This is a genomic window from Mesorhizobium sp. B2-8-1 (genome assembly GCF_006440955.1).
In the GTDB taxonomy this organism is placed as follows: Bacteria; Pseudomonadota; Alphaproteobacteria; order Rhizobiales; family Rhizobiaceae; genus Mesorhizobium.
Genome location: NZ_VFTX01000001.1, coordinates 477027 through 499179, shown reverse-complemented (window position 1 = coordinate 499179; position 22153 = coordinate 477027). Strand labels below are relative to the sequence as shown.

The 22153-nt window shown below is 63.9% G+C and carries 23 protein-coding genes; 9 read left to right on the top strand and 14 right to left on the bottom strand.

Translation table 11 applies throughout. The features are described 5' to 3' along the window. Window positions 1-91 precede the first annotated feature (91 nt). The 4 genes from FJ428_RS02450 to FJ428_RS02435 form a co-directional block, all read right to left on the bottom strand. Window positions 92-679 carry a histidine phosphatase family protein gene (locus FJ428_RS02450; protein ID WP_140520815.1) on the bottom strand — a complete coding sequence of 196 codons (588 nt, stop codon included), beginning with the start codon at window positions 677-679 and terminating at the stop codon, window positions 92-94. A 51-nt stretch (window positions 680-730) separates the two neighbouring features. Beyond that, the gene (gene fabI / locus FJ428_RS02445) at window positions 731-1549 is read right to left on the bottom strand and encodes an enoyl-ACP reductase FabI (RefSeq protein ID WP_140498045.1); all 819 of its coding nucleotides are present in this window, start codon (window positions 1547-1549) and stop codon (window positions 731-733) included. Between the two features lie 105 nt (window positions 1550-1654). Beyond that, window positions 1655-2602, bottom strand: coding sequence for a DnaJ C-terminal domain-containing protein (locus FJ428_RS02440; protein ID WP_140580765.1), 948 nt, complete (start codon window positions 2600-2602; stop codon window positions 1655-1657). 99 nt (window positions 2603-2701) lie between these two features. After that, on the bottom strand, window positions 2702-3163 hold the full coding sequence (locus FJ428_RS02435) for an RT0821/Lpp0805 family surface protein (RefSeq protein ID WP_140878869.1): 462 nt from the start codon (window positions 3161-3163) through the stop codon (window positions 2702-2704). 40 nt (window positions 3164-3203) lie between these two features. Between FJ428_RS02435 and pdxH the strand changes: the two genes are divergently transcribed. Then, on the top strand, window positions 3204-3821 hold the full coding sequence (gene pdxH, locus FJ428_RS02430) for a pyridoxamine 5'-phosphate oxidase (protein WP_140498039.1): 618 nt from the start codon (window positions 3204-3206) through the stop codon (window positions 3819-3821). Between the two features lie 140 nt (window positions 3822-3961). Here pdxH and FJ428_RS02425 read toward each other — a convergent pair whose 3' ends face one another. Beyond that, on the bottom strand, window positions 3962-4711 hold the full coding sequence (locus FJ428_RS02425) for a crotonase/enoyl-CoA hydratase family protein (protein ID WP_140878868.1): 750 nt from the start codon (window positions 4709-4711) through the stop codon (window positions 3962-3964). A gap of 19 nt (window positions 4712-4730) precedes the next feature. After that, window positions 4731-6500 carry an acyl-CoA dehydrogenase gene (locus FJ428_RS02420; RefSeq protein ID WP_140559372.1) on the bottom strand — a complete coding sequence of 590 codons (1770 nt, stop codon included), beginning with the start codon at window positions 6498-6500 and terminating at the stop codon, window positions 4731-4733. A 227-nt stretch (window positions 6501-6727) separates the two neighbouring features. On the opposite strand from FJ428_RS02420, the gene FJ428_RS30565 reads away from it, so the two are divergent. The 4 genes from FJ428_RS30565 (at window position 6728) to FJ428_RS02400 (ending at window position 9046) form a co-directional block, all read left to right on the top strand. Further along, on the top strand, window positions 6728-6976 hold the full coding sequence (locus tag FJ428_RS30565) for a hypothetical protein (RefSeq protein ID WP_140878867.1): 249 nt from the start codon (window positions 6728-6730) through the stop codon (window positions 6974-6976). Window positions 6977-7014: 38 nt separating this feature from the next. After that, window positions 7015-7302 carry a DUF1778 domain-containing protein gene (locus tag FJ428_RS02410; protein WP_140514791.1) on the top strand — a complete coding sequence of 96 codons (288 nt, stop codon included), beginning with the start codon at window positions 7015-7017 and terminating at the stop codon, window positions 7300-7302. A gap of 8 nt (window positions 7303-7310) precedes the next feature. Continuing rightward, the gene (locus FJ428_RS02405) at window positions 7311-7802 is read left to right on the top strand and encodes a GNAT family N-acetyltransferase (RefSeq protein WP_224519061.1); all 492 of its coding nucleotides are present in this window, start codon (window positions 7311-7313) and stop codon (window positions 7800-7802) included. Window positions 7803-7930: 128 nt separating this feature from the next. Further along, window positions 7931-9046 carry a glycoside hydrolase family 25 protein gene (locus tag FJ428_RS02400; RefSeq protein ID WP_140498132.1) on the top strand — a complete coding sequence of 372 codons (1116 nt, stop codon included), beginning with the start codon at window positions 7931-7933 and terminating at the stop codon, window positions 9044-9046. Between the two features lie 24 nt (window positions 9047-9070). On the opposite strand, the gene purD is transcribed toward FJ428_RS02400, so the two are convergent. Both purD and FJ428_RS02390 read right to left on the bottom strand, forming a co-directional pair. Further along, window positions 9071-10354, bottom strand: coding sequence for a phosphoribosylamine--glycine ligase (purD, locus tag FJ428_RS02395; protein ID WP_140878865.1), 1284 nt, complete (start codon window positions 10352-10354; stop codon window positions 9071-9073). A 159-nt stretch (window positions 10355-10513) separates the two neighbouring features. Further along, window positions 10514-11335, bottom strand: coding sequence for a phytanoyl-CoA dioxygenase family protein (locus FJ428_RS02390; protein ID WP_140878864.1), 822 nt, complete (start codon window positions 11333-11335; stop codon window positions 10514-10516). Window positions 11336-11426: 91 nt separating this feature from the next. On the opposite strand from FJ428_RS02390, the gene FJ428_RS02385 reads away from it, so the two are divergent. Both FJ428_RS02385 and ubiA read left to right on the top strand, forming a co-directional pair. Next, window positions 11427-12338: a LysR family transcriptional regulator gene (locus FJ428_RS02385; protein WP_140878863.1), complete on the top strand. Its 912-nt coding sequence runs from the start codon at window positions 11427-11429 to the stop codon at window positions 12336-12338. 69 nt (window positions 12339-12407) lie between these two features. Next, the gene (gene ubiA / locus FJ428_RS02380) at window positions 12408-13391 is read left to right on the top strand and encodes a 4-hydroxybenzoate octaprenyltransferase (RefSeq protein ID WP_140878862.1); all 984 of its coding nucleotides are present in this window, start codon (window positions 12408-12410) and stop codon (window positions 13389-13391) included. A gap of 75 nt (window positions 13392-13466) precedes the next feature. Here the strand turns inward: ubiA and FJ428_RS02375 are convergent, their stop codons facing one another. From FJ428_RS02375 to FJ428_RS02365, 3 genes are all read right to left on the bottom strand, one after another. After that, complete coding sequence (locus tag FJ428_RS02375; RefSeq protein ID WP_140498020.1) at window positions 13467-14033, bottom strand: DUF6101 family protein; 567 nt, start codon at window positions 14031-14033, stop codon at window positions 13467-13469. 182 nt (window positions 14034-14215) lie between these two features. Beyond that, window positions 14216-15646, bottom strand: a complete 1431-nt coding sequence (locus tag FJ428_RS02370) for an FAD-binding oxidoreductase (RefSeq protein ID WP_140878861.1) — start codon at window positions 15644-15646, stop codon at window positions 14216-14218. A 10-nt stretch (window positions 15647-15656) separates the two neighbouring features. After that, window positions 15657-16631 carry an L-threonylcarbamoyladenylate synthase gene (locus FJ428_RS02365; RefSeq protein ID WP_140878860.1) on the bottom strand — a complete coding sequence of 325 codons (975 nt, stop codon included), beginning with the start codon at window positions 16629-16631 and terminating at the stop codon, window positions 15657-15659. Window positions 16632-16791: 160 nt separating this feature from the next. Here FJ428_RS02365 and FJ428_RS02360 point away from each other — a divergent pair, with 160 nt between their 5' ends. Next, complete coding sequence (locus tag FJ428_RS02360) at window positions 16792-17241, top strand: hypothetical protein (protein ID WP_140878859.1); 450 nt, start codon at window positions 16792-16794, stop codon at window positions 17239-17241. An 88-nt stretch (window positions 17242-17329) separates the two neighbouring features. Here the strand turns inward: FJ428_RS02360 and glyS are convergent, their stop codons facing one another. From glyS to FJ428_RS02340, 3 genes are all read right to left on the bottom strand, one after another. After that, a complete protein-coding gene (gene glyS / locus FJ428_RS02355; protein ID WP_140878858.1) occupies window positions 17330-19630 on the bottom strand; it encodes a glycine--tRNA ligase subunit beta in 2301 nt (766 codons plus the stop codon). A 75-nt stretch (window positions 19631-19705) separates the two neighbouring features. Further along, window positions 19706-20368 carry a DUF559 domain-containing protein gene (locus tag FJ428_RS30560; RefSeq protein WP_246675086.1) on the bottom strand — a complete coding sequence of 221 codons (663 nt, stop codon included), beginning with the start codon at window positions 20366-20368 and terminating at the stop codon, window positions 19706-19708. Between the two features lie 141 nt (window positions 20369-20509). Then, a complete protein-coding gene (locus FJ428_RS02340; RefSeq protein WP_140878857.1) occupies window positions 20510-21454 on the bottom strand; it encodes a glycine--tRNA ligase subunit alpha in 945 nt (314 codons plus the stop codon). Window positions 21455-21640: 186 nt separating this feature from the next. Between FJ428_RS02340 and FJ428_RS02335 the strand changes: the two genes are divergently transcribed. Continuing rightward, window positions 21641-22102: a GNAT family N-acetyltransferase gene (locus tag FJ428_RS02335; protein WP_140818311.1), complete on the top strand. Its 462-nt coding sequence runs from the start codon at window positions 21641-21643 to the stop codon at window positions 22100-22102. The last annotated feature ends 51 nt before the right edge of the window (window positions 22103-22153 follow it).

The following is a 22153-nucleotide window of genomic DNA, read 5'->3' as shown; positions in this document are numbered from 1 at the left end:
CCAATGCAAAGCGGCTGTTCGGCGCCGTTACAGCCGTTTTATGCACCTGCGCCGGCAGCCTGCATGAGCCTTCCTGGATCGTGCCGGGTGCCTAAAGCCATCCCAAGGTGTCGCCTTCCAGCTTGAGCACGCGGTCCTGCGGTATCGCCAGCTTCGCCGCATCGTCCTCGGCCATGTCAAGCACGAAGCGAAACAAGGTGCGCATGACGCCGCCATGCGTCACGCAGACTGTCTGGCGCTCGAGCGCGTCGAACCACGGCTTTACCCGTTCTAGCAGCATCTGGTAGCTCTCGGCATCTTTGCCCGGTGGCTGAAAGTTCCATTTGTCCAGCGCACGCGTCCTGCTCGCACCCGGAAATTGCGTCTCCAGCTCGGCAAAGGTGAAACCCTGCCAGTCGCCGAAATTCACTTCAACAAGGCGGGGATCGGTCCCGTAGGCAGCCGGGTCGAGCTTCATGGCGGCGCGAATGCGCTCCATGGTCTCGCGCGTGCGCCGCATTGGGCTGGCGACGAAATCGAACTCTGCGGGATTGGAGATCAGGTCAGCCAGCCGATGCCCGTTTGCGCTCGCCTGCTCGCGGCCGAGCGCGTTGATGTCGGTATCGGCCTGCCCCTGAAGCCGGAATTCGGCATTCCACGCGGTCTGGCCGTGGCGCACGATATAAACCAGCGGGTACATCAGGTCTTCCGGAGGTCGGGCCAGGGCCTGGGCGGAGGATAGGCGGAGGAGTTAATCCTTGACTGTCGAAATGTCAGGTGCGTCGACCGCCTTCATGCCGACGACGTGATAGCCGGAATCGACATGATGCACTTCGCCGGTGACGCCGCGCGACAGGTCGGACAGGAAATAGACGCCGGAATCGCCGACCTCTTCCTGGGTGACCGTCTGCTTCAGCGGCGAATTGTACTCGTTCCACTTCAGGATGTAGCGGAAGTCACCAATGCCGGAAGCGGCCAGCGTCTTGATCGGGCCCGCCGAGATCGCGTTGACGCGGATCTTCTTGGCGCCGAGATCGACGGCGAGGTAACGCACGCTGGCCTCGAGTGCGGCCTTGGCGACGCCCATGACGTTGTAATGCGGCATCACCTTTTCGGCGCCGTAATAGGTCAGCGTCAAAAGCGAACCGCCATCGGTCATCAGCGCCTCGGCGCGCTTGGCGATGGTGGTGAAGGAATAGACCGAAATATCCATCGTGCGCAGGAAATTATCGCGCGTCGTCTCGACATAGCGGCCGGTCAGTTCGTCCTTGTCGGAAAAAGCGATGGCATGGACGAGGAAGTCGAGCTTGCCCCAATGATTGGCGACATTTGCGAAAACCTCGTCGAGGCTCGCCGGATCGGTCACATCGCAATGGCCGGCGACAAAGGCGCCGAGTTCCGCAGCCAGTGGCTCGACCCGCTTCTTGAACGCTTCACCCTGATAGGTCAGCGCGATCTCGGCGCCGTGGTCGACGCATGCCTTGGCGATGCCGTAGGCGATCGACCTGTTGTTGGCGACGCCGAGGATCAGGCCGCGTTTGCCGGCCATCAGGCCCTGTCCACCCGCCATATGCGTGCTCTCCACAAGATTTCTTATTTGTGGAGAGCCCTATCGCACAGGCACAGAGCCCCTTCAAGCGCTCAAACGGGACAGTTCGGGGACAAGAGCCGCCAATCAGCCTTTTTGGCTGCGCAACAGCCCTTCGAGCGCGCTGTCGCCGCCTTCCGGCAGCATGATGCGCACATGGGCGTAGAGATCACCGTGGCCGCCGGCCTTTTCCGGCAGGCCCCTGCCCTTCAGGCGCAGGACCTTGTCCGAGCTCGACCAGGCGGGAACGTTGACCGCGAGCTTGCCGGTCGGCGTTTCTACGGCCACCTTGGCGCCAAGCACGGCATCGGCCAGCCCCACCGGCAAATCGGCGTGCAGGTCGCGGCCCTCCAGGCGGTAGCGCGGATGCCGGCGGAAGCGGATCTTGACCAACGCGTCGCCGGGCTGGCCCGGCCCTTGCTCGCCCTGCCCCTTCAGCCGGATGGTCTGCCCGTCCTCGACATAGGCCGGCAGCTTGACCGCCACCTTGCGGCCGTCAGGGAACATCGCCGTGACCTTTTCAGCGTTCGCCGCTTCCTCGATGGTGATGTCGAGCGTGACATTCAGGTCGGCGGCAGTTGCCGGCTGGCGGCGGTCACCCATTCCTGCCCCGCTTTGGCCGGGGCCGCGCGAGCCGGAGAAGACGTCGCCAAAAATCTGGCTGAAGATATCGCTGTTGCCGTCGAACGGATCGCCGCCCGGGCGTCCGGAGCGGAACTCGAATCGCGAACCGCCGGCTCCCTGCTGCTGGCGGCGAAAACCGGCGAAGGGGTCACCGCCACCGGGGGCGCCCTCGAAGCCCTGGAAACGCGGCTTGCCGTCGGCGTCGATCTCGCCCCGATCGAAAGCGGCGCGGGTCTTCTCGTCCCCGACGATCTCATAGGCCTGATTGGCCGCGGCAAAACGGTCCTTCGCCTTGGGATCATTCGGATTCTGGTCCGGATGATGCTTCTTGGCGAGTTTGCGGTACGCCGATTTTATGTCCTTGGCCGACGCGTTCTTTGCAACGCCCAGCACCTCATAGGGGTCGCGCATGCTTCCTGCCCTGGAGAAAGAGTGAGTCCATAGTCGCCTCTTATATGCGCTCGCATAGGAAGAAATTCCAGTGCTGGACGTTATTTCAAAGGTGGAAGCTCAAAGCGACCTGAAGTCCTGCATGCGCCAGCCGCCGGCGCTGGCCAGGCAAAGTTCGCCCGCGAACATGGCAACGCCGTCAAAGCTTTCGCGCGAAGCCTTGAAGCGGCGGCAGGTCTGACCCCCGTCCTTCAATTCCGCCAGTTCGGTGATGGAGCCGCGCGAACCCGTACCGGCATTGGCCCACGGCACGGCTTGACCGCCGAGCTGCTCGATGTCGGCGGAGGACACCGCGTTGCCGATCGTCGTCTGGTCGGAATCGCGGTCCGAATCGGCCGACGCGGCTGGAGCCGAAATGCTGCCGGTCAGGATCGAGCGATCGACCTCGGCCTTTTGCAGGCTGAAGCCGCCCGCGCCACATGCGGCAAGCGGCAAGGCAATCATCACGATCGCGGCTTTGGCGCTGGCTGAAGCAAATAGGCTGCCTTGCCTGCTGTCAAAAGCTTGCGCGATACGCGACAATCGGCAACCTCCCCTGTTTGATGAAAATTTGAGAAAAACTATGAGTGAGACTGAGTTAACAAGCGGTGACTTTACCGAGGCCGCCGAGCCGTTTCGCCTTTTTGCCGCATGGCTGGACGACGCCACCAAAAGCGAAATGAACGACCCCAACGGCGTGGCGTTGGCAACCGTCGATGCCGAGGGCATGCCGGATGTGCGGATGGTGCTGCTCAAGGGCTTCGATGAGAGCGGCTTTGTGTTCTACACGAATTTCGAAAGCGCCAAGGGCCGGGAGATCCTAGGCAGCATGAAGGCGGCGATGTGCTTCCACTGGAAATCGCTGCGCCGCCAGGTGCGCGTGCGCGGGCCGGTGGAGATCGTCAGCGATGCCGAGGCCGACGCCTATTACGCGACACGGCCGCGCGGCAGCCGCATCGGCGCCTGGGCCTCGAAACAGTCGCGGCCGCTGGAAAGCCGGTTCGCGCTGGAAAAGGCGGTGGCCGAATACACGGCCCGCTACGCCATCGGCGAGATTCCGCGCCCAAAACACTGGTCGGGTTTCCGCATCGTGCCGAAGACGATCGAGTTCTGGCACGACAGACCGTTTCGGCTGCATGACCGCGTGGTGTTTTCGCGCAATGCCGGGGGCGGTTGGGAGAAGACGCGGCTTTATCCCTGAGTTTGTAAACTAGCGCCGACATCCTCACTGCGCCTAGCCCGGGCTGGCCAGTGGCGACCGAGGCACGCGGGATAGGTCGGCGCTCCACCCCACCCGACCCTGCGGGCCGACCTCGCCATCTAAGGGAGGCGGGGGCCGAACTATTTTTTTCTGGTCATGAATGCCGTCAGTGCAGCGCGGGCTTCGTCCGATTTCAGCCGCTCGCGAAAATGCTCGCTTTCCACGTTGATGCGGGCGACGAGGTCCTCGCGAGAGCCGCGCATCAGGTCGCGCGCGATCCTGAGCGCCTGCGGCGGCTTGGCGGCGATCTGGCCGGCGGCCGCCAGAACCGACGCCTCCAGCGCTCCTTCCTCGACAACTTCGTAGATCAGACCAGCGGCCTTGGCACGTTCGGCCGAGAAGCCTTCGCCAAGGCCGAGCAGCGCGAAGGCGCCCTGCTGGCCCAGGATGCGCGGCGCCAGCAGGCTCGATCCCGCTTCGGGCACAAGGCCGAGGTCGACGAAGGGTGTCCTGAACACGGTGCGCGGCGTGGCGAAGGTCAGGTCGCAGTGCAAATTGAGCGTGGTGCCGATGCCGACCGCGATGCCGTCGACACCGGAGACGATGGGTTTTTCGACCCTGGCCAGCGCCATCAGGAAATCCCAGACTTCCGTGCCGCCTTCGCCGCCAGTGGCGACGACCATGAAATCGGCGAGGTCGTTGCCGGAGGAGAAGGCACCGGGCACGCCGAGAAAGACATGGACGCGAATTGCCGGATCCGCATCCCCTTCGGCCAAGGTTTGCGACATCTTGGCGTACATGGCGCGCGTCAGCGCGTTCTTCTTGTCCGGGCGGTTTATGCGGATGATCTGGATGGCGCCCTGGCGCTCGACGAGGATATGGTCTGTCACGGTTCTTTCCTTGTGAACGTCAGGCGGAAATCAATGTCTTGCCGGCAGCGGCGAGGCTTGCGGCGCCGTCGACAACGCGCTCCTTCAAGGCACTTGTCTCGCCGAGCAGGTTTTCGGCGAAAAAGCGGCAAAGGGCGACGCGGCCGTGATCGGCAACGGCGCCCCGCGCCAAGTAGGCGCCGCCGGCTGCAAGCGAGACCAGCCGGAGATAGGGTGTCGCGCCGGCAAGCGCCTCGCCAGTCCGGCCATCGGCCGACAGTTTTTGCAGGAAACGTGTCGCTTGCGTCAGATCGTCGAGCCCGCGGTCGAGAGCATCGGCCGTATGGCCAAACCCTTCGAGATTGGATGTCCGCACGGCGCTGGCGACAGCGGCAAGCTCGGCGATGAAGCCGTGCACATGCTCGCCGCCGCCGAGCGGCAGTTTTCGGGTCACCAGATCGATCGCCTGGATGCCGTTGGTGCCCTCGTAGATCGGCGCGATGCGGGCGTCGCGATAGAGTGCCGCAGCCCCCGTCTCCTCGATGAAACCCATGCCGCCATGGACCTGGACGCCAAGCGAGGCGACCTCGACGCCGATATCGGTCGAAAAAGCCTTGGCAAGCGGCGTCAACAGGTTGGCCCGGTCGCGCCAATGCGCCGCCTGGTCACCAGACGATACGCGCGCCAGGTCGATGGCATGGGCACAGGAATAGCTGATCGCCCGCGCGATCTGCGTCAGCGCCTTCATGGTCAGGAGATTGCGCTGCACGTCGGGGTGATGGACGATCGGCGCCATGCCGGCGCCCGCGTAATCCGCCGCCTTGCCCTGGCGGCGCTCATTGGCATAGGCGATCGCCTTCTGGGTCGCGGCTTCCGCGACCGCCACGCCCTGCATCCCGACGGCGAGGCGGGCATTGTTCATCATGGTGAACATGCAGGCCAGCCCCTTGTTCTCCTCGCCGATCAGCCATCCGATGGCGCCGGGCTTGGCGCCCTGAAAACCGTCGCCATAGATCATGGTGCAGGTCGGCGAGGCATGGATGCCGAGCTTGTGCTCGAGGCCCGAACAGAAGACGTCGTTGCGTGCGCCAGGCGAGCCGTCCGCGCCGACCAGGAATTTCGGCACCAGGAAGAGCGAGATGCCGCGCGTGCCCGCAGGCGCGTCAGGCAGCCGCGCCAGTACCAGATGGACGATATTGTCGGTGAGATCATGCTCGCCATAGGTGATGAATATCTTCTGGCCGAAGATGCGGTAGGTGCCGTCGCGGGCCGGTTCGGCGCGCGTGCGCAAGGCAGCGAGGTCCGAGCCGGCCTGCGGCTCAGTCAGGTTCATCGTGCCCATCCACTCGCCGGAGACGAGCTTTGCGAGATACTTGGCCTTGAGCTCTTCCGAAGCGTGCTTGTCGAGCGCCTCGACCGCACCCATGGTCAGCGTCGGGCCAATGCCGAAGGCCATGGCGGCGGAATTCCACATTTCGAGCGCGGCGACGCCGAGCATGGTCGGAAGCGCCTGCCCGCCATATCCTTCCGGGCCGGAGAGCGCGTTCCAGCCGCCGTCGATCCAGCGGCGATAAAGTTCCTTCCAGCCCGGCGGCATGGTCACTGCCGCGTCCTTCAGCACCGCGCCGTGCTCGTCGCCGATCTTGTAGAGCGGCGCGACCTCTTCGGTGGCGAAGCGGCCGGCCTCGCTAAGAACGGCGTCGACGAGATCCTCGCCGAGATCGCCGAACGTGCCGTCATCGAGGGCAGGCTTCAGGCCGGCCACATGCTTGAGGGTGAACGCGATGTCCTCGACCGGTGCCAGATACATGCCGCTCGCTCCTCCTGATGCATCGGCCAGGCTGATCCTAGGACCTGAGTGGGACCTGCTTGCCACACACCGTATTCGCCTTTGGGCGATCGCCCATCTTCTTTTTACGTAAACGTCAAATTTTGTCACGCTGATTTTGCAATCGCGCCGGCTCGTATTAAATGCGATGGACGCCGGGTCAAAATCGACCGGCAACAGACCAGAACCAGCCGACTGGAAACCAACTCATGCTTGCCAGACCTGACGCCTACCGTTGTATCGAGTGCGGCCTGCCCTACCGGGCGGCGGGGTTCTCATATTATCACGGTGAATTGGAAAACGGCGCCGCCTATTGGTCGGATCGCGGTATATTGTGCTCGCCGAAATGCTCGATCGCCCATCATCGCAAACGCGCGGCCAAAGGCACGCTGCCGCAACAGCCCGCGCCGGATCCGTTTGAAGTTCAGCCATTCGGCCGCGCTGACCGTCGCACTTGATATGTATTCCCGTACATACCGTGCTAGAGGTGATCGAAATGACAAACCAACTGACCCGTACCTCCCGTCTCGAAGCTCGGATATCCCCGGATATGCTGAGTGTGATGAAACGTGCCGCCGAAATCCAGGGCCGCAGCGTCAGCGACTTCGTGGTCTCCGCAGCGCAGGAAGCTGCACAACGCACCATTGAGGAGATCGCTATCATCCGCCTGTCCATCGAGGATCAGCTCGCTCTGGTAGAGGCCATTCTCAATCCGCCCGAACCTAATGAAGCGCTGCGCAAAGCCGCCGACGCCTACAAGCGAGTTGTCGTCGAATCCCGGTGAGTCTAGGCTTGATCATCGAGCCGCTGGGCGGATCGTATGATCGTAAGACATTCAGCTGTGGCGTGCTGGCACTCGGCCAATATCTACACGAGTTGGCAAGCCAGGACGTCAAACGCCGAGTTAGCAACTGCTTTGTCGCCGCGGACCGTGATGTCGATCTCATTGCCGGATACTACACTCTTGCAGCGTCAAGTGTGCCCATCACTTCTCTGCCGGAAGACCTGACAAGACGCCTACCGCGTTACCCGGTCCTGCCCGCCATATCGATCGGAAGGTTGGCAGTCGATACCCGATATCAGGGACAAAGAGTAGGATCGATACTGATCGTGGATGCACTTCGGCGCTGCGCCCAAGCTGCTCCTGCTTTCTTCGCACTGATCCTCGACGCAAAGGACGACAAGGCCGCGGCTTTTTATTGCAAACATGGTTTCAGGCCATTTCAAGACCGGCCGTTGTCGCTGTTCCTATCGGTAGCGACGGCGTTGAAGCTGTTCGGCTGACGGACCGCATTGCCTTGAAAGCAAATCCTTAACCATGGCGGTTCAGGATCTGCCTTCGATCAACGGGGATTCCCTGTTTGAAAAGAACGGCGCATCTTCTTCGCCGCCCAGCGATCGCTCTCGCGGCGATGATGGCGCTGACACCGGCGGCAAGGGCCTCGGATTTCTCCGAGCCGTGGAAAAGTGCCGATCGGGCGCTTGTCGTCGACGCCTACGAATACAACTCCATCGACTGGGCGCAGCTTGCCACGGACAAGCGCGTCGTCGGCTTCATCAACAAAGCCTCCGACGGCATGTCGCCGCCCTATTCCTGCTCCGGAGACGATACCGGGGTAAAACTCTGCAAGGCGCTGTGGAAGCGCCATGCGGTGACACGCGAACTGTTCCAGACGCGCAAGGTCGTGGCCAAGGCGCTCGGCCTAAAATGGGGCGCCTATCACCTCGCCCGCCCCGGCAATCCGGTCGAGCAGGCCAATAATTTCCTCGATTTCGCCGATCCCGCGCCGGACGACCTCATGGCCCTCGACATCGAAGGCATCGATCCCGCGCAATGGATGTCGCTCGACGACGCCGAGGCGTTCGTGCGCCAGGTGCATCGGCGCATCGGCCGCTTCCCGGTACTCTACACCAATGGCAAGACCGCCCAGTATATCGCCGACAACAGCTACAAATACCGGCTGCTGTCGCGGCTGCCGCTCTGGTACGCGCGCTACAAGCCTGACATCGACGTGCATTTTCCCATCGGCAACTGGCAAGGCTATGCGCTCTGGCAGTTTTCGGCCCAGGCCAATTGCGGCCGCTTCCGTTGCCCCTACAGGGTAGCCGGGACGCCGGACGACATCGACGTCAACGTCGCGCCGACAAATGCCGCCACGCTGCGCCAGCAATGGCCGTTCGGCGGGCTGATCGACGTGCCGGCGGATTATCTCGCCAGCGTACCGGTGCCGCTCTCGCGCGAAGCCGCTTTGGCCGGCAAGACCACCCTCATCTACGCCGATGTGGCGACGCCGCCGAGTTTCGGGGAAATGGTCGCGGTGCTTGGTTCGCGCTGGTCGAAATTCCGCGACGGGTTCCGCATGCCTGTCGTGAAGACGGTGCCGCGGCGGCCGATCTTCGGCATCGTCCAATATGTCGCCTGGAAGCGCACCGGGCAGCGCACTCCAGCGCAACTCGAAGCCGCCTTCGCTGCGGCGGCGGACCCGGTGAGCACCGCTTCTACCGAACTCGACCGGGGCAAACGCTGAAAGCGCGCGACCGGATGCTTGCGGTCAGCTTGCTCCTGCCGTTTCGCGCGCCACGGCCTGCCAGCCAATGTCGCGGCGGCAGAAGCCCTGCGGCCAATCGATACGGTCGAGCGCGGCATAGGCCTTCTCCTGCGCCTCGCCGACAGTCGCGCCGACCGCGGTGACGTTCAAGACGCGACCGCCATTGGCGACCAGCGCACCGCCATTGATGGCGGTGCCGGCATGGAAAATCTGGGCGCCTTCGCTGGCAGCCTCATCGAGCCCGCGAATGACCGAGCCTTTTTCGGGCGTGCCGGGATAGCCCCTCGCGGCCATGACGACGGTCAGTGCCGCCTCGTCGCTCCAGCGCGCCGATATGTGCGCGAGCTGGCCATCGACGGCGGCATTGAGCAGCACCAGCAGGTCGTCCTTCAGCCGCATCATCAGCACCTGGCATTCGGGGTCGCCGAAGCGGGTGTTGTATTCGATCAGCTTCGGCCCTTCGTCCGTTATCATCAGCCCGGCGAAGAGAATGCCGGCGAAGGATGCACCCGTTAAAGCCATGCCGCGCATGGTCGGTTCGATGATCTCGCGCATGGTGCGCTCTACCATCTGCGGCGTCATTACCGGGGCCGGCGAATAGGCGCCCATGCCGCCGGTGTTGGGGCCGACATCACCGTCGCCGACGCGTTTGTGATCCTGCGCGGTGCCGAAGGGCAGTGCTGTAGTGCCGTCGCACAGGCAGAAGAAGCTGGCCTCCTCGCCGGTCAGAAACTCCTCGATCACCACTTCCGCGCCGGCCGTGCCGAAAGAGCCGTCGAAACAGGCGTCGAGCGCGGCCAGCGCCTCATCCATCGTCATTGCGACCGTGACGCCCTTGCCCGCGGCAAGGCCATCGGCCTTGATGACAATCGGCGTGCCCATCTTCTCGACATAGGCCTTGGCCGATGCCAGGTCTGAGAAACGGCCATAGGTGGCGGTGGGGATGTCATATCTGGCGCAGAGATCCTTGGTGAAGCCCTTCGATCCTTCGAGCCGCGCCGCCGCACGCGACGGGCCAAAGACGCGGATGCCCCAGCCACGCAGATCGTCTGATATGCCGGCCACCAGCGGCCCTTCCGGCCCGACCACGACGAGGCCGATTTCTCTGTCCTTGCAGAAGGCGGCGATAGCGGAATGATCGGCGATGTCGAGCTTGACCAGCTCTGCCTCGCGGCCGATGCCAGGATTGCCGGGCGCAGCATAGAGCTTGGTCAGCAACGGCGACGCGGCGATCTTCCAGGCGAGCGCATGTTCGCGGCCGCCGGAGCCGAGAAGAAGAACGTTCATGGCCACCTCTTGATGCCTGTAATCTTCCAGAGAACCCGCTATTGCTCTCTGGACGACGGGTCAAGGCATCCGGGCGCTTTGGTCGAAATTGCGCACGGGAACGTTACCCCTGCCCAAGAATCGGCGGCGGAGACCGTCGCCGATTTTCTGGCAAGCGCTTCAGCTCTGGAAAACGATCGGGAACCAGTCTTCGCGCAGCTTCTGCCCCGACTGCATGCCATGGCCATGATAGGGCGGGGAGGTGCGCCCCGGCCGTTCGACATAACGGGCGTCGTCACCAACCCAGCGCAGCGATAGCGCACGCCGCCGCGCCGCGGTCAGGTTGCCGCGCGCGCCATGCGCGGTCCTGAAATCGAACAGGATGGCATCGCCCGGCTCCATTTCCCATTCAAGCACCTCCAGCGAGGGGTCCGTGTCTGGATCCGGCACCGGCAGGTAGTCGCCCTCGTCGGCATAGAAATTGCTGTCGTCGAGCCAGCGCACCGGCAGGATCATCTTGTCCCATTTGTGCGAGCCGGCAATCAGCCGCAGCGTTGCCTCCTTTACAGGGTCGATAGGGATCCAGAAGCTCACCGTCTGCCGGCCGTCGACGAAATAATAGGGGATGTCCTGATGCCAGGGCGTCGGCTTCTGCGTGCCCGGTTCCTTGACAAGGACATGATCGTGGAAGAACTGCGCCGTGCGCGACCGCATCACCGCGGCCGCCAGTTCAGCCGCCGGCGATTCGCCCACCAGCTTGACGAATTCTGGAATGCGTTCCCAGTTGCAGTAGTCGTCGAAGAAGCTGCCTCGCCCATTGGCGATATCCGACGCGGTGGCGCTGCGGTTTTGCATGTTGCGCTCGATGCCGGCGGCGATCGTTTCGACCCAGTCCTTGAAAGCGCCGCGGATGCAGACAGCGCCGTCGCGCTGGTAATCCGCTATTGTCCGCGCATCGATCAAGCCTGTGTCGATCGCGCGAGGTGCGGTCTGGGAAGCCATGGCATTCTCCTTTCAGGCATCGATGCCACTATCGCAAGCCTCTTTCATTCAGTAAAATAATAACTTCTCATCTGTCACATAGTGCCACTCTATGAGTCTGACCCTAACGCAGCTGCGCTATCTGGTTGCCGTCGCTCGCCAGGGCAGCGTTACCGGCGCGGCCAGGGCGCTGAACGTCTCACAGCCGTCCATTTCGGTGGCCATCGACGCGGTCGAACAGGATTTCGGCCAGAAACTCTTCGTGCGCCAGCGCGGAAGCGGCGTTTCGCTGACATCCTTCGGCCGCGCCGTGGTGACCAAGGCGAAACAGGTCCTTGCCGAGACGGACGAGCTCATCGGTCTCGGCTCGCGCAAGTCGGCGCTCGGGGGCGAACTGGTGCTCGGATGCTTCGAAGATCTGGCGCCTTATTTCGCGCCGGCCCTGATCCGCGCCTTCTCGGAACGCCATCCTGAGGTTGCAGTGATCGTGCGCGACGAGACCTTCGAGACGCTCGGGCGGCGCCTCGGCTATGCCGCCGTCGACCTCGGGCTCACCTATGATCTTGGGCTGCCTTCGCATTTCGCCCGCATCCTGCTGCATGAGCTCAGGCCGCACGCGCTTTTGCCGGCTGGACACGCGCTGGCGGATCGTCCCGATGTCAGCCTGGCCGATCTGGCCGCCTATCCGCTGATCACGACGGACCAGCCGCATAGCTGGCAGCACATGCTGGACCTGTTCCGCAGCCGTGGCCTGTCGCCGGTCGCCGACAGGCAGACAAGCTCGTTCGAACTCCAGCGCAGCATGGTGGCCAACGGCTTCGGCGTCGCCGTCAGTTACACGAGGCCGAATGGCGACCGCAGCTATGACGGCTTGCCTCTCGTCTGCAAGCCGCTTTCCGATCCGCTGCCCATGCAGCGCATCATCCTCACCCATGACACGCATCAGCGCACGCCCAATGCCCTGCTGGCCTTCATCGACGTGGCAAAGAGCTGGTTCTCCACCCGCGACATCTTCGCCTCCTGAAGCGCTGACGAATGCCACTGCCCTGCTCGCCGCTTGACGGTTTGCGCGGCTGCTGCCACTCCATCGTTCATGGAAACGGTTCAGTCGAAAGCAGCCCAGGGCCGCGTAGCCGACGCGCCGAACGGCCATTGGGTGTACCGCGTGCTGCCGCGGCCGATATGGCCCTATGCGCAGCTTGCCCGATGGGACAGGCCGATCGGCTGGCAGTTGCTTCTGTGGCCGTGCTGGTGGTCCGCGGCTCTCGCGGCCAGCGCCTATCCGCGCCCGGGCGATCCGCTGCTTTCACTGCTGCCGGCGCCCTTGTATCTCGTGCTGTTCCTGGCCGGCGCCATCGCCATGCGCGGCGCCGGCTGCACCTACAACGACCTGGCTGACGAAGACATCGACAATCAGGTCGAGCGCACGCGCTCGCGGCCGCTCCCGTCGGGCAAGGTCACGCGGCGTGGGGCGTGGCTGTTTGTCATCCTGCAGGCACTGGTCGGACTTGCCGTGCTCTTGCAGTTCAACAGCTTCGCCGTCCTGCTCGGCGCCTGTTCGCTGGCCATCGTCGCCATCTATCCATTCATGAAACGGATCACCAACTGGCCTCAACTGGTTCTTGGCCTTGCCTTTTCCTGGGGCTCGCTGATGGGATGGGCGGTTGAGTTCGGCGACCTGGACGGGCCGGCCGTCATGCTCTATCTCGGCTCGATCCTGTGGGTGATCGGCTACGACACGATCTATGCGCACCAGGACAAGGAAGACGACGCCATCGTCGGCGTACGCTCGACCGCGCGCCTGTTCGGCGACAACACCAAGTCGTGGCTGGCCGGGCTTTACGGCGGCGCGCTTGTCTGCTTCGCCATCGCCTTCGCGTCAGCGCAGGCCCCTGTCGTGGCTCTGGCCGGACTTATCGCCGCCGGCGCCCACATGGCGCGGCAGATCCTGGTGCTGGATATCGACAATCCGGATCAATGCCTGCGGCTGTTCAGGTCGAACAACCAGGTCGGCTGGCTGATCTTCCTCGGCCTCATCGGCGGCGCGCTGTGGGTGGCGCTGAAGCCGCTGGTGTAGTTTTCTTTCCCTTCTCCCCGTTTACGGAGAGAAGGTGGCGGCAGCCGGCGCCAGCCTTCCAGACAGAATTTCAGCCTATTCGCGCGCGATGATCTCCTCGCCGCCGATCACCAGCCTGAGACCGAGGTCACCCGCCCTGCGGCGGGCGAGGAAGCGCGGGCGGCGCATGGTCGAAACGCGGCCCTTGCGGCGGTCCTGCGGCGGCAGCGTCTTGATGGCCGCGCCGAGCGATTCCTCCAGCGTGCGGGCGATGCCGTCCGATTCGATCAACAGCATCGGCAGGCGATAGGCGTCGGCCCAGGCGCGCCAGTCGGCGGCGACGTCGTCGAGATCGTCGGCCACCAGCAGCGGCACCGACAGCATCGGATCATTGTGCAGGAGTTCCAAAGTCACCGTGACGTTACCTTCCGGGTCCTCCATCGCGCGGGCGGCAACGCCGCGGAACGCATTGGCGGGCAGAGCGATGATTGCCGGTACGCCGCTCATCTCGAGCAGGCGGCGGATCACGGCGCCACGGTGGTCGATGGTGAAGGTCACGTCGCCATAGTCGTCGCGCGTGGCGTAGCTTACCACCTGCGGCAGGCGGAATGGGTCGAGGCGCATGTTGCGTCCCGCCCAGACTGGCTTCAGTCCAGTGTTCATTGAATGCCTTCCTGTTTCTCCTGAGAGCCGGTGTCCGGTTCTCTCCGGGCCAGTTTTCCCGGCCTCGTTATGGGGAAACAGTAGCGCGGCCTCCTTACCGCCGCGCTTAAGAAAGTCGGTTAAATTTTGCTGATCACGGGGATGGTTATCGGAATGCGACCGAGCGCTTGAATCCGAAAGGATCAGATAACCTTACCAGGATTCATGATGCCGGCGGGGTCGAAGGCCTGCTTGACCCTGCGCATCAGGTCGATCGCCATCGGCGGGGCGGTGGCGATCAGTTCGTCCCGCTTCAACTGGCCGATGCCGTGCTCGGCCGAGATCGAGCCGTGGAAGGAGCGCACGACGTCGTGCACGGCCTTGTTCATGGGGTGGTAGAGATCGAGAAACGCCTGGTCGTCGCCGTCGATGGGCCGCGAGATGTTATAGTGGAGATTGCCGTCGCCCATATGGCCGAAGCAGACCACGCGCGCTCCGGGGCTGACCGAAGCCACCGCGCCGGCGGCCTCTTCGATGAAACGTGGGATCGATGCCACCGGGACCGAAATGTCATGCTTGATCGAGGCGCCCTCGGGCTTCTGCGCGTCGGGCAGCACCTCGCGAAAATTCCAGAAGGCATCGCCTTGCGCAAGGCTGGCCGCGATCACCGCATCGCCGACGATTTCCTGTTCCAGCCCGGCCCCGAGCACGTCCTCGATCAAGGCCCTGGCATCTTCTGGTGAACGGCCGGACGAGATCTGCATCAGCACATACCACGGCCAATCCTGCGCCAGCGGCCGCACCACGCCCTGGGCATGCGCCAGCGTGAAATCGTAGGGCCGCTTGCCGATCAGCTCGAAGGCGGTGAGCGCGGCGCCGGCGCGGTCCGTCGCCAGGCTGAACAGCGACAGCGCCGCCTCGGCCGACGGCAGGCCGACGAACGCGACCTCGCGACCTTTCGGCTTCGGGAACAGCTTCAGCACCGCGGCCGTGATGATGCCGAGTGTGCCTTCGGCGCCGACGAACAGGTTCTTGAGGTCGTAGCCGGTATTGTCCTTCTTCAGCTTGCGCAGATCGTCGAACACCTCGCCCGTCGGCAGCACCACCTCGATGCCCAGGCAAAGCTCGCGCGCATTGCCATAGGCCAGCACGCCGGTGCCACCGGCATTGGAGGAAAGATTACCGCCGATCTGGCAGGAGCCCTGCGCGGCCAGCGACAGCGGAAACAGCCGGTCGGCGGCATCGGCCGCTTCCTGCAACGTCTGTAAGATGACGCCGGCCTCCGCCGTCACGGTGTTGGACAAGACATCGATCTCGCGGATGCGGTTCAGCCGCGACAGGGACAGCACGATCTCACGGCCGGACCTGTCCGGCACCTGGGCGCCGACCAGCCCGGTATTGCCGCTCTGCGGCACGATTGGCGTTCCCGTCTCGGTCGCCAGCCGCATGATCCGGCTGACCTCCTCGACGTTGCCTGGCCGCAGCACAAGCGATGTCGCGCCATGCCATAGCCCGCGCCGTTCGGTGATGTAGGGTGCTATATCGCGCTGGTCGCGCAACGCGTATTTTTCGCCTACGATCGCCGCGAAGCGGTCGATGAGAGCGGTGTCGGGAATCTCGGCGATGTCGGTCATGTGCGCGAAACTAGGTTGGCGGCAAGCTATTGTCACGCGGCGCGGCGGCCCGTGAAAGCCGATCGTTGATCGCTTCGCCGAGCCCGTCGAAGGGAACGGGTTCCACGGCGATGGTCCGCGCGCCGCTGCGATCGAGTTGCTGCATGTAGGCGAAAAGATTGCTCGCCGCTTCGCGCAGGTCGCCAGCCTCGGACAGATTGAGCCAGGCGGCCGCCTTTTGCCAGCCTTCGGCGCGACGTTTGCCGAAGGCCAGCAGCGCCTCGCCTTCGCCGACCGTCCCGGCATTGAGCCGCACCGCGGCGTCAGGCGCATAGTGCGAGGCAAGCATGCCCGGCGCCTCGAAACCGGCGTCGGCGCCGCGCAACAACTCCATGCCGACGACCGCCTCGATTTCCTGGGCGGCAATCCCGCCGGGCCTCAGCAGACGCAATTTTCCCTCTTCGGCCTTGACGATGGTCGATTCCAGCCCGACCGGCGTCGCCCCGCCATCGACGACCAGCTTTATGCGTGCGCCGAGATCAGCCGCCACGGCTTGCGCCGTCGTCGCGCTGATCCTGCCGGAGGAATTGGCGCTGGGGGCCGCAAGCGGCCGGCCGAGCCTTGCAATCAGGTCGCCGCCAAAGCCCCTCGGCATGCGCAAGGCGATCGTGTCGAGCCCGGCGGTGACCAAAGGATGGGTGCCGTTGCCGGGCCGCTGCGGCAGCACCAGCGTCAAAGGACCTGGCCAGAACGCAAGCGCCAATTTCCTCGACAGCGGATCGAACACAGCGATGCGCTCGGCCATCTCCATGTCGGCGATATGGGCGATCAGAGGGTTGAAGCGCGGCCGCCCCTTGGCCTCGAAGATGCGCGCCACGCCGATGCCGTTGGTGGCGTCGCCGGCGAGCCCATAGACGGTCTCGGTCGGGATGGCGACCACCTCGCCGCTTTCAAGCAGCGCCAATGCCCGTTCCATCGCCTCGCCGACGGCAAGAATTTCAGCCACTCTGGTCACCTCACGAATGCCGGCTGCGTAGTACGATGGCGTTCAAGGGGCAAGCCCGCCCCTGGCGATTTAACAATTCCTAAAATGCTACGGTTCCGCGAAAGCCGGCATCAATTCCGACCCGCTATCGTGCGGCTTCGGGTAATGGGGAGCTTTCATCGTGTCTGTGCGTATTTGGGGAACGCTGGGTGTAACTCTGGCGGCGATGGCCGGCGGGGCCCAGGCCTCGTCACTGGTCTTTCCTGGAGCGCCGTCCGCAACGCCGTCCATTGTCGCGCTGAAGGCAGCCGACGCTGCCCAGGCAGGCGATACGCCGTCGGTCACCGAGCTCGGCGACCCTGACGTCACCTATGAAAAGGTGGCGGCGATCCCGAACGCGCCTGAGGCGCGGCACGGCTTCCTGCAAAACCCGACGATCATTCGCGGCGGTATCGTCGGCAGCGCCTTCTCGACGCCCACGCAGGCCAAGGCGCCGGCCACTGCCCCTGCAACCGCCACCGCTTCGGCGGCACCGGCGGCGAATGGGCAGAAGATCCCGGCGACATCACCGGCAGCCGCGCCGGCGACGGCAGCGCAGCAGCCCGTCCCTGGGGTCGGCAAGCTCAAGTAGCGGCTGTCTTGACGTCGGTCCGGCGCCCGGCACCATTGCCGGACGGCCGCTTTTGCGCCGTGGACGAGTGTCGCCGCCTGAAGTCTCTTTAGCCCGCGATCTTGGAGAAATCCACAACCTGGTCGGTGGCCGCGCGGATGCGGGCGAGCAGCGCCAATCGATTGGCGCGCACGGCCTGATCCTCATCATTCACGAGAACGCGTTCAAAGAATGAATCAACCGGTTCGCGCAAAACGCTAAGCGCCAGCATGGCGGCGGAAAAGTCTTCGTTTTGAATCGCTTCGCCGGCTTGCTTCTCGGCCTGATTCACCGCCGCGAACAGCGATTTCTCGGCATCCTCGCGGAACAGCGCGGGCTCGACGGTTTCAGCGATCGCCGTTTTCTTCTTCTCCTCGGCAGCCAAAATATTGGCCGCGCGCTTGGTGCCGGCAAGCAGGTTCTTGCCGTTCTCGGTGTCGAGGAAAGTGCCGAGCGCCTCGACGCGGCGTACGATCTGCAGCAGGTCATCCGACTGCGGCGTGATGACCGCGTCGATGAGGTCGTGGCGAGCGCCCTGATCGCGCAGGTAGACTTTCAGGCGGTCGTGGAAGAAGGCGAGGAGGTCTCGGACCTGATCCGTACTGCCAACCGTGTAATTCATGGAGGCGCTGCCGAAGATCGTCGTCAGCCCCAGTCGAATGCGGTTCTCGACCAAAATCCTCACCACGCCGAGCGCAGCGCGGCGCAGCGCGTAAGGATCCTTCGAGCCGGTCGGTTTTTCATCGATGGCCCAGAAGCCGACAAGCGTATCCAGCTTGTCGGCGAGCGCGACGGCGATCGACACCGGATCGCTCGGCACGTAATCGGACGGCCCCTGCGGTTTGTAGTGCTCTTCGATGGCTGCCGCCACGGACGGATGCTCGCCCTGGAGCAACGCGTATTTGCGGCCCATGGCGCCCTGCAATTCGGGAAACTCGCCGACCACTTCGGTGGTCAGATCGGCCTTGGCGAGAACCGCGGCGCGAGCGGCGAGCGCGGGATCGGCGCCGACGAGCGGCGCCAGTTCCTCCGCCAATCGCCTGATCCGCTCCACGCGCGCGCCCTGCATGCCAAGCTTGGCATGGAAGGTCACATTGAGGTGGTCGAGGCGCGCGATGCGCTGGTCGAGAGGCTTCTTCAGGTCAAGCCCGAACTTTTTCGCCGACGCCTCGAGCTCAGCGAGATCAGGCAGATCGCCCTGGTCGGTCGTCCAGAAATAGAGCGCGTCGGAGAGGCGCGCGCGCACCACCTTGCCGTTGCCGTGGGCGATCTCCTTGCCGCCGTCACTAGCCTCGATATTGGCGGTGAGGATGAAACGGTTGGAAAGTTCGCTGATCTCCCCCCTTGAGGGGGAGATGCCCGGCAGGGCAGAGGGGGTCGTCTCACGTGGAGCGCCGGCGTCCTCTGTGTGCGAAAGGGAGTCGCGTCCCGTCGTGCCGACCCCCTCTGTCGGCTTCGCCGACATCTCCCCCTCGAGGGGGGAGATTGGGCGCGATGTCACAAAGCACTTCTGGTTGGCGCGGATGGTCAGGCGGATCACCTCGGCCGGAATGGCCAGGAAAGCGTCTTCGAACGCGCCCATCAGCACGACAGGCCATTCCACCAGCCCGGACACCTCTTCCAGAAGCCCCTCGTCCTCGACCAGATCAAGCCCGTTGGCGAAAGCGAGGTTGCGGGCATCGGCAAGGATGATCTCCTTGCGCCGGTCTGCGTCGAGCACGACCTTGGCCGCTTCCAGCTTGCTTACATAGTCGTCGAAGCGGCGCACGGTGATTTCGCCGGGCGCGTGAAAGCGGTGGCCGTAAGTGACATTGCCCGAACGGATGCCGTCGATCTCGAAATCGACCACGACCGGCTCCTCGGTTTCCGGACCGAAGGTGCACAGGATCGATTGCAGCGGCCGCACCCAGCGCAGCGAGCCGGGCTTGGCCGAGGCCGGCCCCCAACGCATCGATTTCGGCCACGGGAAATTGCGGATGATGTCAGGCACCAGTCCGGCGATGATCTCTTCCGCCGCCCTGCCCGGCTTCGAGACATGGGCGACGTAGAAATCGCCTTTCTTCGGGTCGGAATGGACGTGTGCCTCGGCGACCGAGGAAAGCCCGGCCTTGCGCAGGAAGCCCTGGACCGCCTGTTCCGGCGCCGTCGTCGACGGCCCCTTGATCTCCTCGCGGATATCCTTCGAGCGCGCGGTCAGGCCCCTGATGTCGAGCGCCAGTCGCCGCGGTGTCCAGTACTCGCGCGCCGCCTCGTAGGTCAGCCCTGCCTCGACCAGGCCGTCGGTCAGCATCTTCCTCAGATCGCCAGCCGCCTTGCGCTGCATGCGGGCCGGGATTTCCTCGGAGCGAAGTTCTAGAAGCAGGTCAGGCATGGATAGCTCCTCACCCTCCCCTCGATGGGGAGGGTCGGCGCGTCAGCGCCGGGGTGGGGTGGCGGCGTCTCAATCTCAAGCGCCTTCGGCGTCTGGCGGACGAAGGTCTGTTTTTCGTTCTTCCACCGCCGCATAGATCGTATCGAGCACGGAATCCAGTTCGTTTTTGATTTCGTGGTTCCAGAAACGGATGACACGATAGCCCTGACTTTCGAACCATTTTGTCCGAATTTCGTCGTGTCGTTGCTGACGATCGAAACTGTGGTGAGCGCCGTCCACCTCGACGATCAGTTTCAGGCGGTGTGAGATGAAATCAGGGAAGTAAATACCGACCGACGCCTGCTTGCGAAAATGAGTGCCTTCCACCGGGATGCGCCATAGGTGCCGCCACAAGATGCGTTCTTCGTCGGTCATCGCCGCACGAAGCCGTTGCGCCGACCGCAGTTTGAACCGATCGAGTTTCGGCATGAGAAGTCGCGCTGTCACCCCCACCCGCCGCTTCGCGGCGACCTCCCCCATCCAGGGGGAGGTAAAGAGGCCATAGCAACTCGGCTGGCCGCTGTCACCCTTTCCAGAAATTTTGGGCGTCCTGTCGGGACGGGATGATCCCACTCGTCCTTGGATCAAAGATTTCCATGAACCGAACGCAGCGCTGAAGCGACCCACGCTCAGGCAGAGAGCTATTGGCTGAACGACCATGAAAACGGCATCCAGACTTTTGCAAATCCTGGCGCTCATCGCCTGCTTCACCGCTCAGGCCCATGGCGCCTTCTCGATGCCGGGCGTGCGCCAAGCATTGCGTATAATGGCCGGCCCGAGCGGCCAGATTCTATCGCCGATCAACGCTTCCCTCGAATTGATGAGCGAAAATGCCTGAGCTCAGGCCGCCAATCCGCCGGCCTGCGTCTTCAAGAACGCCTCGCCACAGGCTTTCGCCAGATTGCGCACGCGCAGGATATAGCTCTGCCGCTCGGTGACGGAGATCACGCCGCGGGCGTCGAGCAGGTTGAAGACGTGGCTGGCCTTGATGCACTGGTCGTAGGCGGGAAAGACCATGCGGTGCATAGGCAGATTGTCGTTCGATGCGGGCGCGCCGGCCTCAAGCAGCGCTTTGCATTCGGCCTCGGCATCGTCGAAGTGGCGCAGCAGCATCGCCGTGTCGGCGTATTTGAAATTGTGACGCGAATATTCTTGCTCGGCCTGCAGGAAGACATCGCCGTAGGTGACCTTGTCGGCGCCGTCGCGGCCGTTGAAATTGAGGTCGTAGACATTGTCGACGCCCTGCACATACATGGCCAATCGTTCCAGGCCATAAGTGAGTTCGCCGGCAACCGGTGCGCATTCGATGCCGCAGACCTGCTGGAAGTAGGTGAACTGCGACACCTCCATGCCGTCGCACCAGCATTCCCAGCCAAGGCCCCAGGCGCCCAGCGTCGGGCTTTCCCAATCGTCTTCGACAAAGCGGATGTCATGCAGCAGCGGGTCGACGCCGATCGCCGCCAACGAGCCGAGATAGAGCTCCTGCAAGTTGGGCGGATTGGGCTTCAGGATCACCTGATACTGGTAGTAGTGCTGCAGCCGGTTCGGATTCTCGCCGTAGCGGCCGTCCTTGGGGCGGCGCGAAGGCTGGACGTAGGCGGCGTTCCAGCGCCTCGGTCCAAGCGCCCGCAGCGTCGTGGCCGGATGGAAGGTGCCGGCGCCGACCTCCATGTCGTAGGGCTGGAGGATGACGCAGCCATAGTCCGCCCAGTAATTGTGCAGAGTCAGGATCAGCCCCTGAAAGGAGCGGCTGGGATGCATATGGGCGGGGATTTCAATCGTCACGGTGGCCTCGGCTGCAAGGGCTGACTTGCGGCCCCGTCCTAGAGACACGGCGGCGAAGCGTCAAGCAAGGCGCGGGCGTCGCGAGGCATGTCGAAAGCTTTGCGAGCGGCTGGCCCATTGCCGGCGATGAGCACGTGCCTTCTGGTGAACGCTCACAACTCCGCCTCGCCAGACAACAGGTCAGCCATGCCCAACTCCATCACCGTCCGCCCGGTCACGCGCCAGGATTTCGCGCAATGGCTGCCGCTGTGGGACGGCTACAACGCGTTTTACGGGCGCTCGGGCGAGACGGCGCTGGCAAGCGAGATCACCGCCATGACATGGTCGCGCTTCTTCGACGCCTATGAGCCGGTGCATGCGCTGGTTGCCGAAAGTGAAGGACGGCTCGTCGGCCTCGTGCACTACCTCTTCCACCGCAGCACCACGGCGATCGCGCCAAACTGCTACCTGCAGGATCTTTTCACCGACGAGACCTTGCGCGGCAAGGGCATCGGCCGGGCTCTCATCGAGGGCGTCTACGAGCGGGCGCAGGCGGCCGGTTCGGGCCGGGTCTACTGGCTGACGCACGAGACCAATCACACCGCCATGAAGCTCTACGACAGGATCGGCGAACGCTCGGGCTTCGTCGTCTACCGCAAGCTGTTCTGACGTGGCTGCCAACGAAAACGGAGCCCGACAAGGGCCCCGTTCACGACCAAC

Excerpts from the sequence above, each read along its gene's own strand:
- FJ428_RS02385 (WP_140878863.1), top strand. The coding sequence starts at position 11,427 with ATGAGTCTGACCCTAACGCAGCTGCGCTATCTGGTTGCCGTCGCTCGC.
- fabI (WP_140498045.1), bottom strand. The coding sequence starts at position 1,549 with ATGGCGGGTGGACAGGGCCTGATGGCCGGCAAACGCGGCCTGATCCTC.
- ubiA (WP_140878862.1), top strand. The coding sequence starts at position 12,408 with ATGGAAACGGTTCAGTCGAAAGCAGCCCAGGGCCGCGTAGCCGACGCG.
- FJ428_RS02400 (WP_140498132.1), top strand. The coding sequence starts at position 7,931 with ATGATGGCGCTGACACCGGCGGCAAGGGCCTCGGATTTCTCCGAGCCG.
- FJ428_RS30560 (WP_246675086.1), bottom strand. The coding sequence starts at position 20,368 with ATGAGCGCCAGGATTTGCAAAAGTCTGGATGCCGTTTTCATGGTCGTT.
- FJ428_RS02420 (WP_140559372.1), bottom strand. The coding sequence starts at position 6,500 with ATGTATCTGGCACCGGTCGAGGACATCGCGTTCACCCTCAAGCATGTG.
- FJ428_RS02390 (WP_140878864.1), bottom strand. The coding sequence starts at position 11,335 with ATGGCTTCCCAGACCGCACCTCGCGCGATCGACACAGGCTTGATCGAT.
- FJ428_RS02410 (WP_140514791.1), top strand. The coding sequence starts at position 7,015 with ATGACAAACCAACTGACCCGTACCTCCCGTCTCGAAGCTCGGATATCC.
- purD (WP_140878865.1), bottom strand. The coding sequence starts at position 10,354 with ATGAACGTTCTTCTTCTCGGCTCCGGCGGCCGCGAACATGCGCTCGCC.
- pdxH (WP_140498039.1), top strand. The coding sequence starts at position 3,204 with ATGAGTGAGACTGAGTTAACAAGCGGTGACTTTACCGAGGCCGCCGAG.
- FJ428_RS02450 (WP_140520815.1), bottom strand. The coding sequence starts at position 679 with ATGTACCCGCTGGTTTATATCGTGCGCCACGGCCAGACCGCGTGGAAT.
- FJ428_RS02370 (WP_140878861.1), bottom strand. The coding sequence starts at position 15,646 with ATGACCGACATCGCCGAGATTCCCGACACCGCTCTCATCGACCGCTTC.
- FJ428_RS30565 (WP_140878867.1), top strand. The coding sequence starts at position 6,728 with ATGCTTGCCAGACCTGACGCCTACCGTTGTATCGAGTGCGGCCTGCCC.
- FJ428_RS02335 (WP_140818311.1), top strand. The coding sequence starts at position 21,641 with ATGCCCAACTCCATCACCGTCCGCCCGGTCACGCGCCAGGATTTCGCG.
- FJ428_RS02375 (WP_140498020.1), bottom strand. The coding sequence starts at position 14,033 with ATGAACACTGGACTGAAGCCAGTCTGGGCGGGACGCAACATGCGCCTC.
- glyS (WP_140878858.1), bottom strand. The coding sequence starts at position 19,630 with ATGCCTGACCTGCTTCTAGAACTTCGCTCCGAGGAAATCCCGGCCCGC.
- FJ428_RS02440 (WP_140580765.1), bottom strand. The coding sequence starts at position 2,602 with ATGCGCGACCCCTATGAGGTGCTGGGCGTTGCAAAGAACGCGTCGGCC.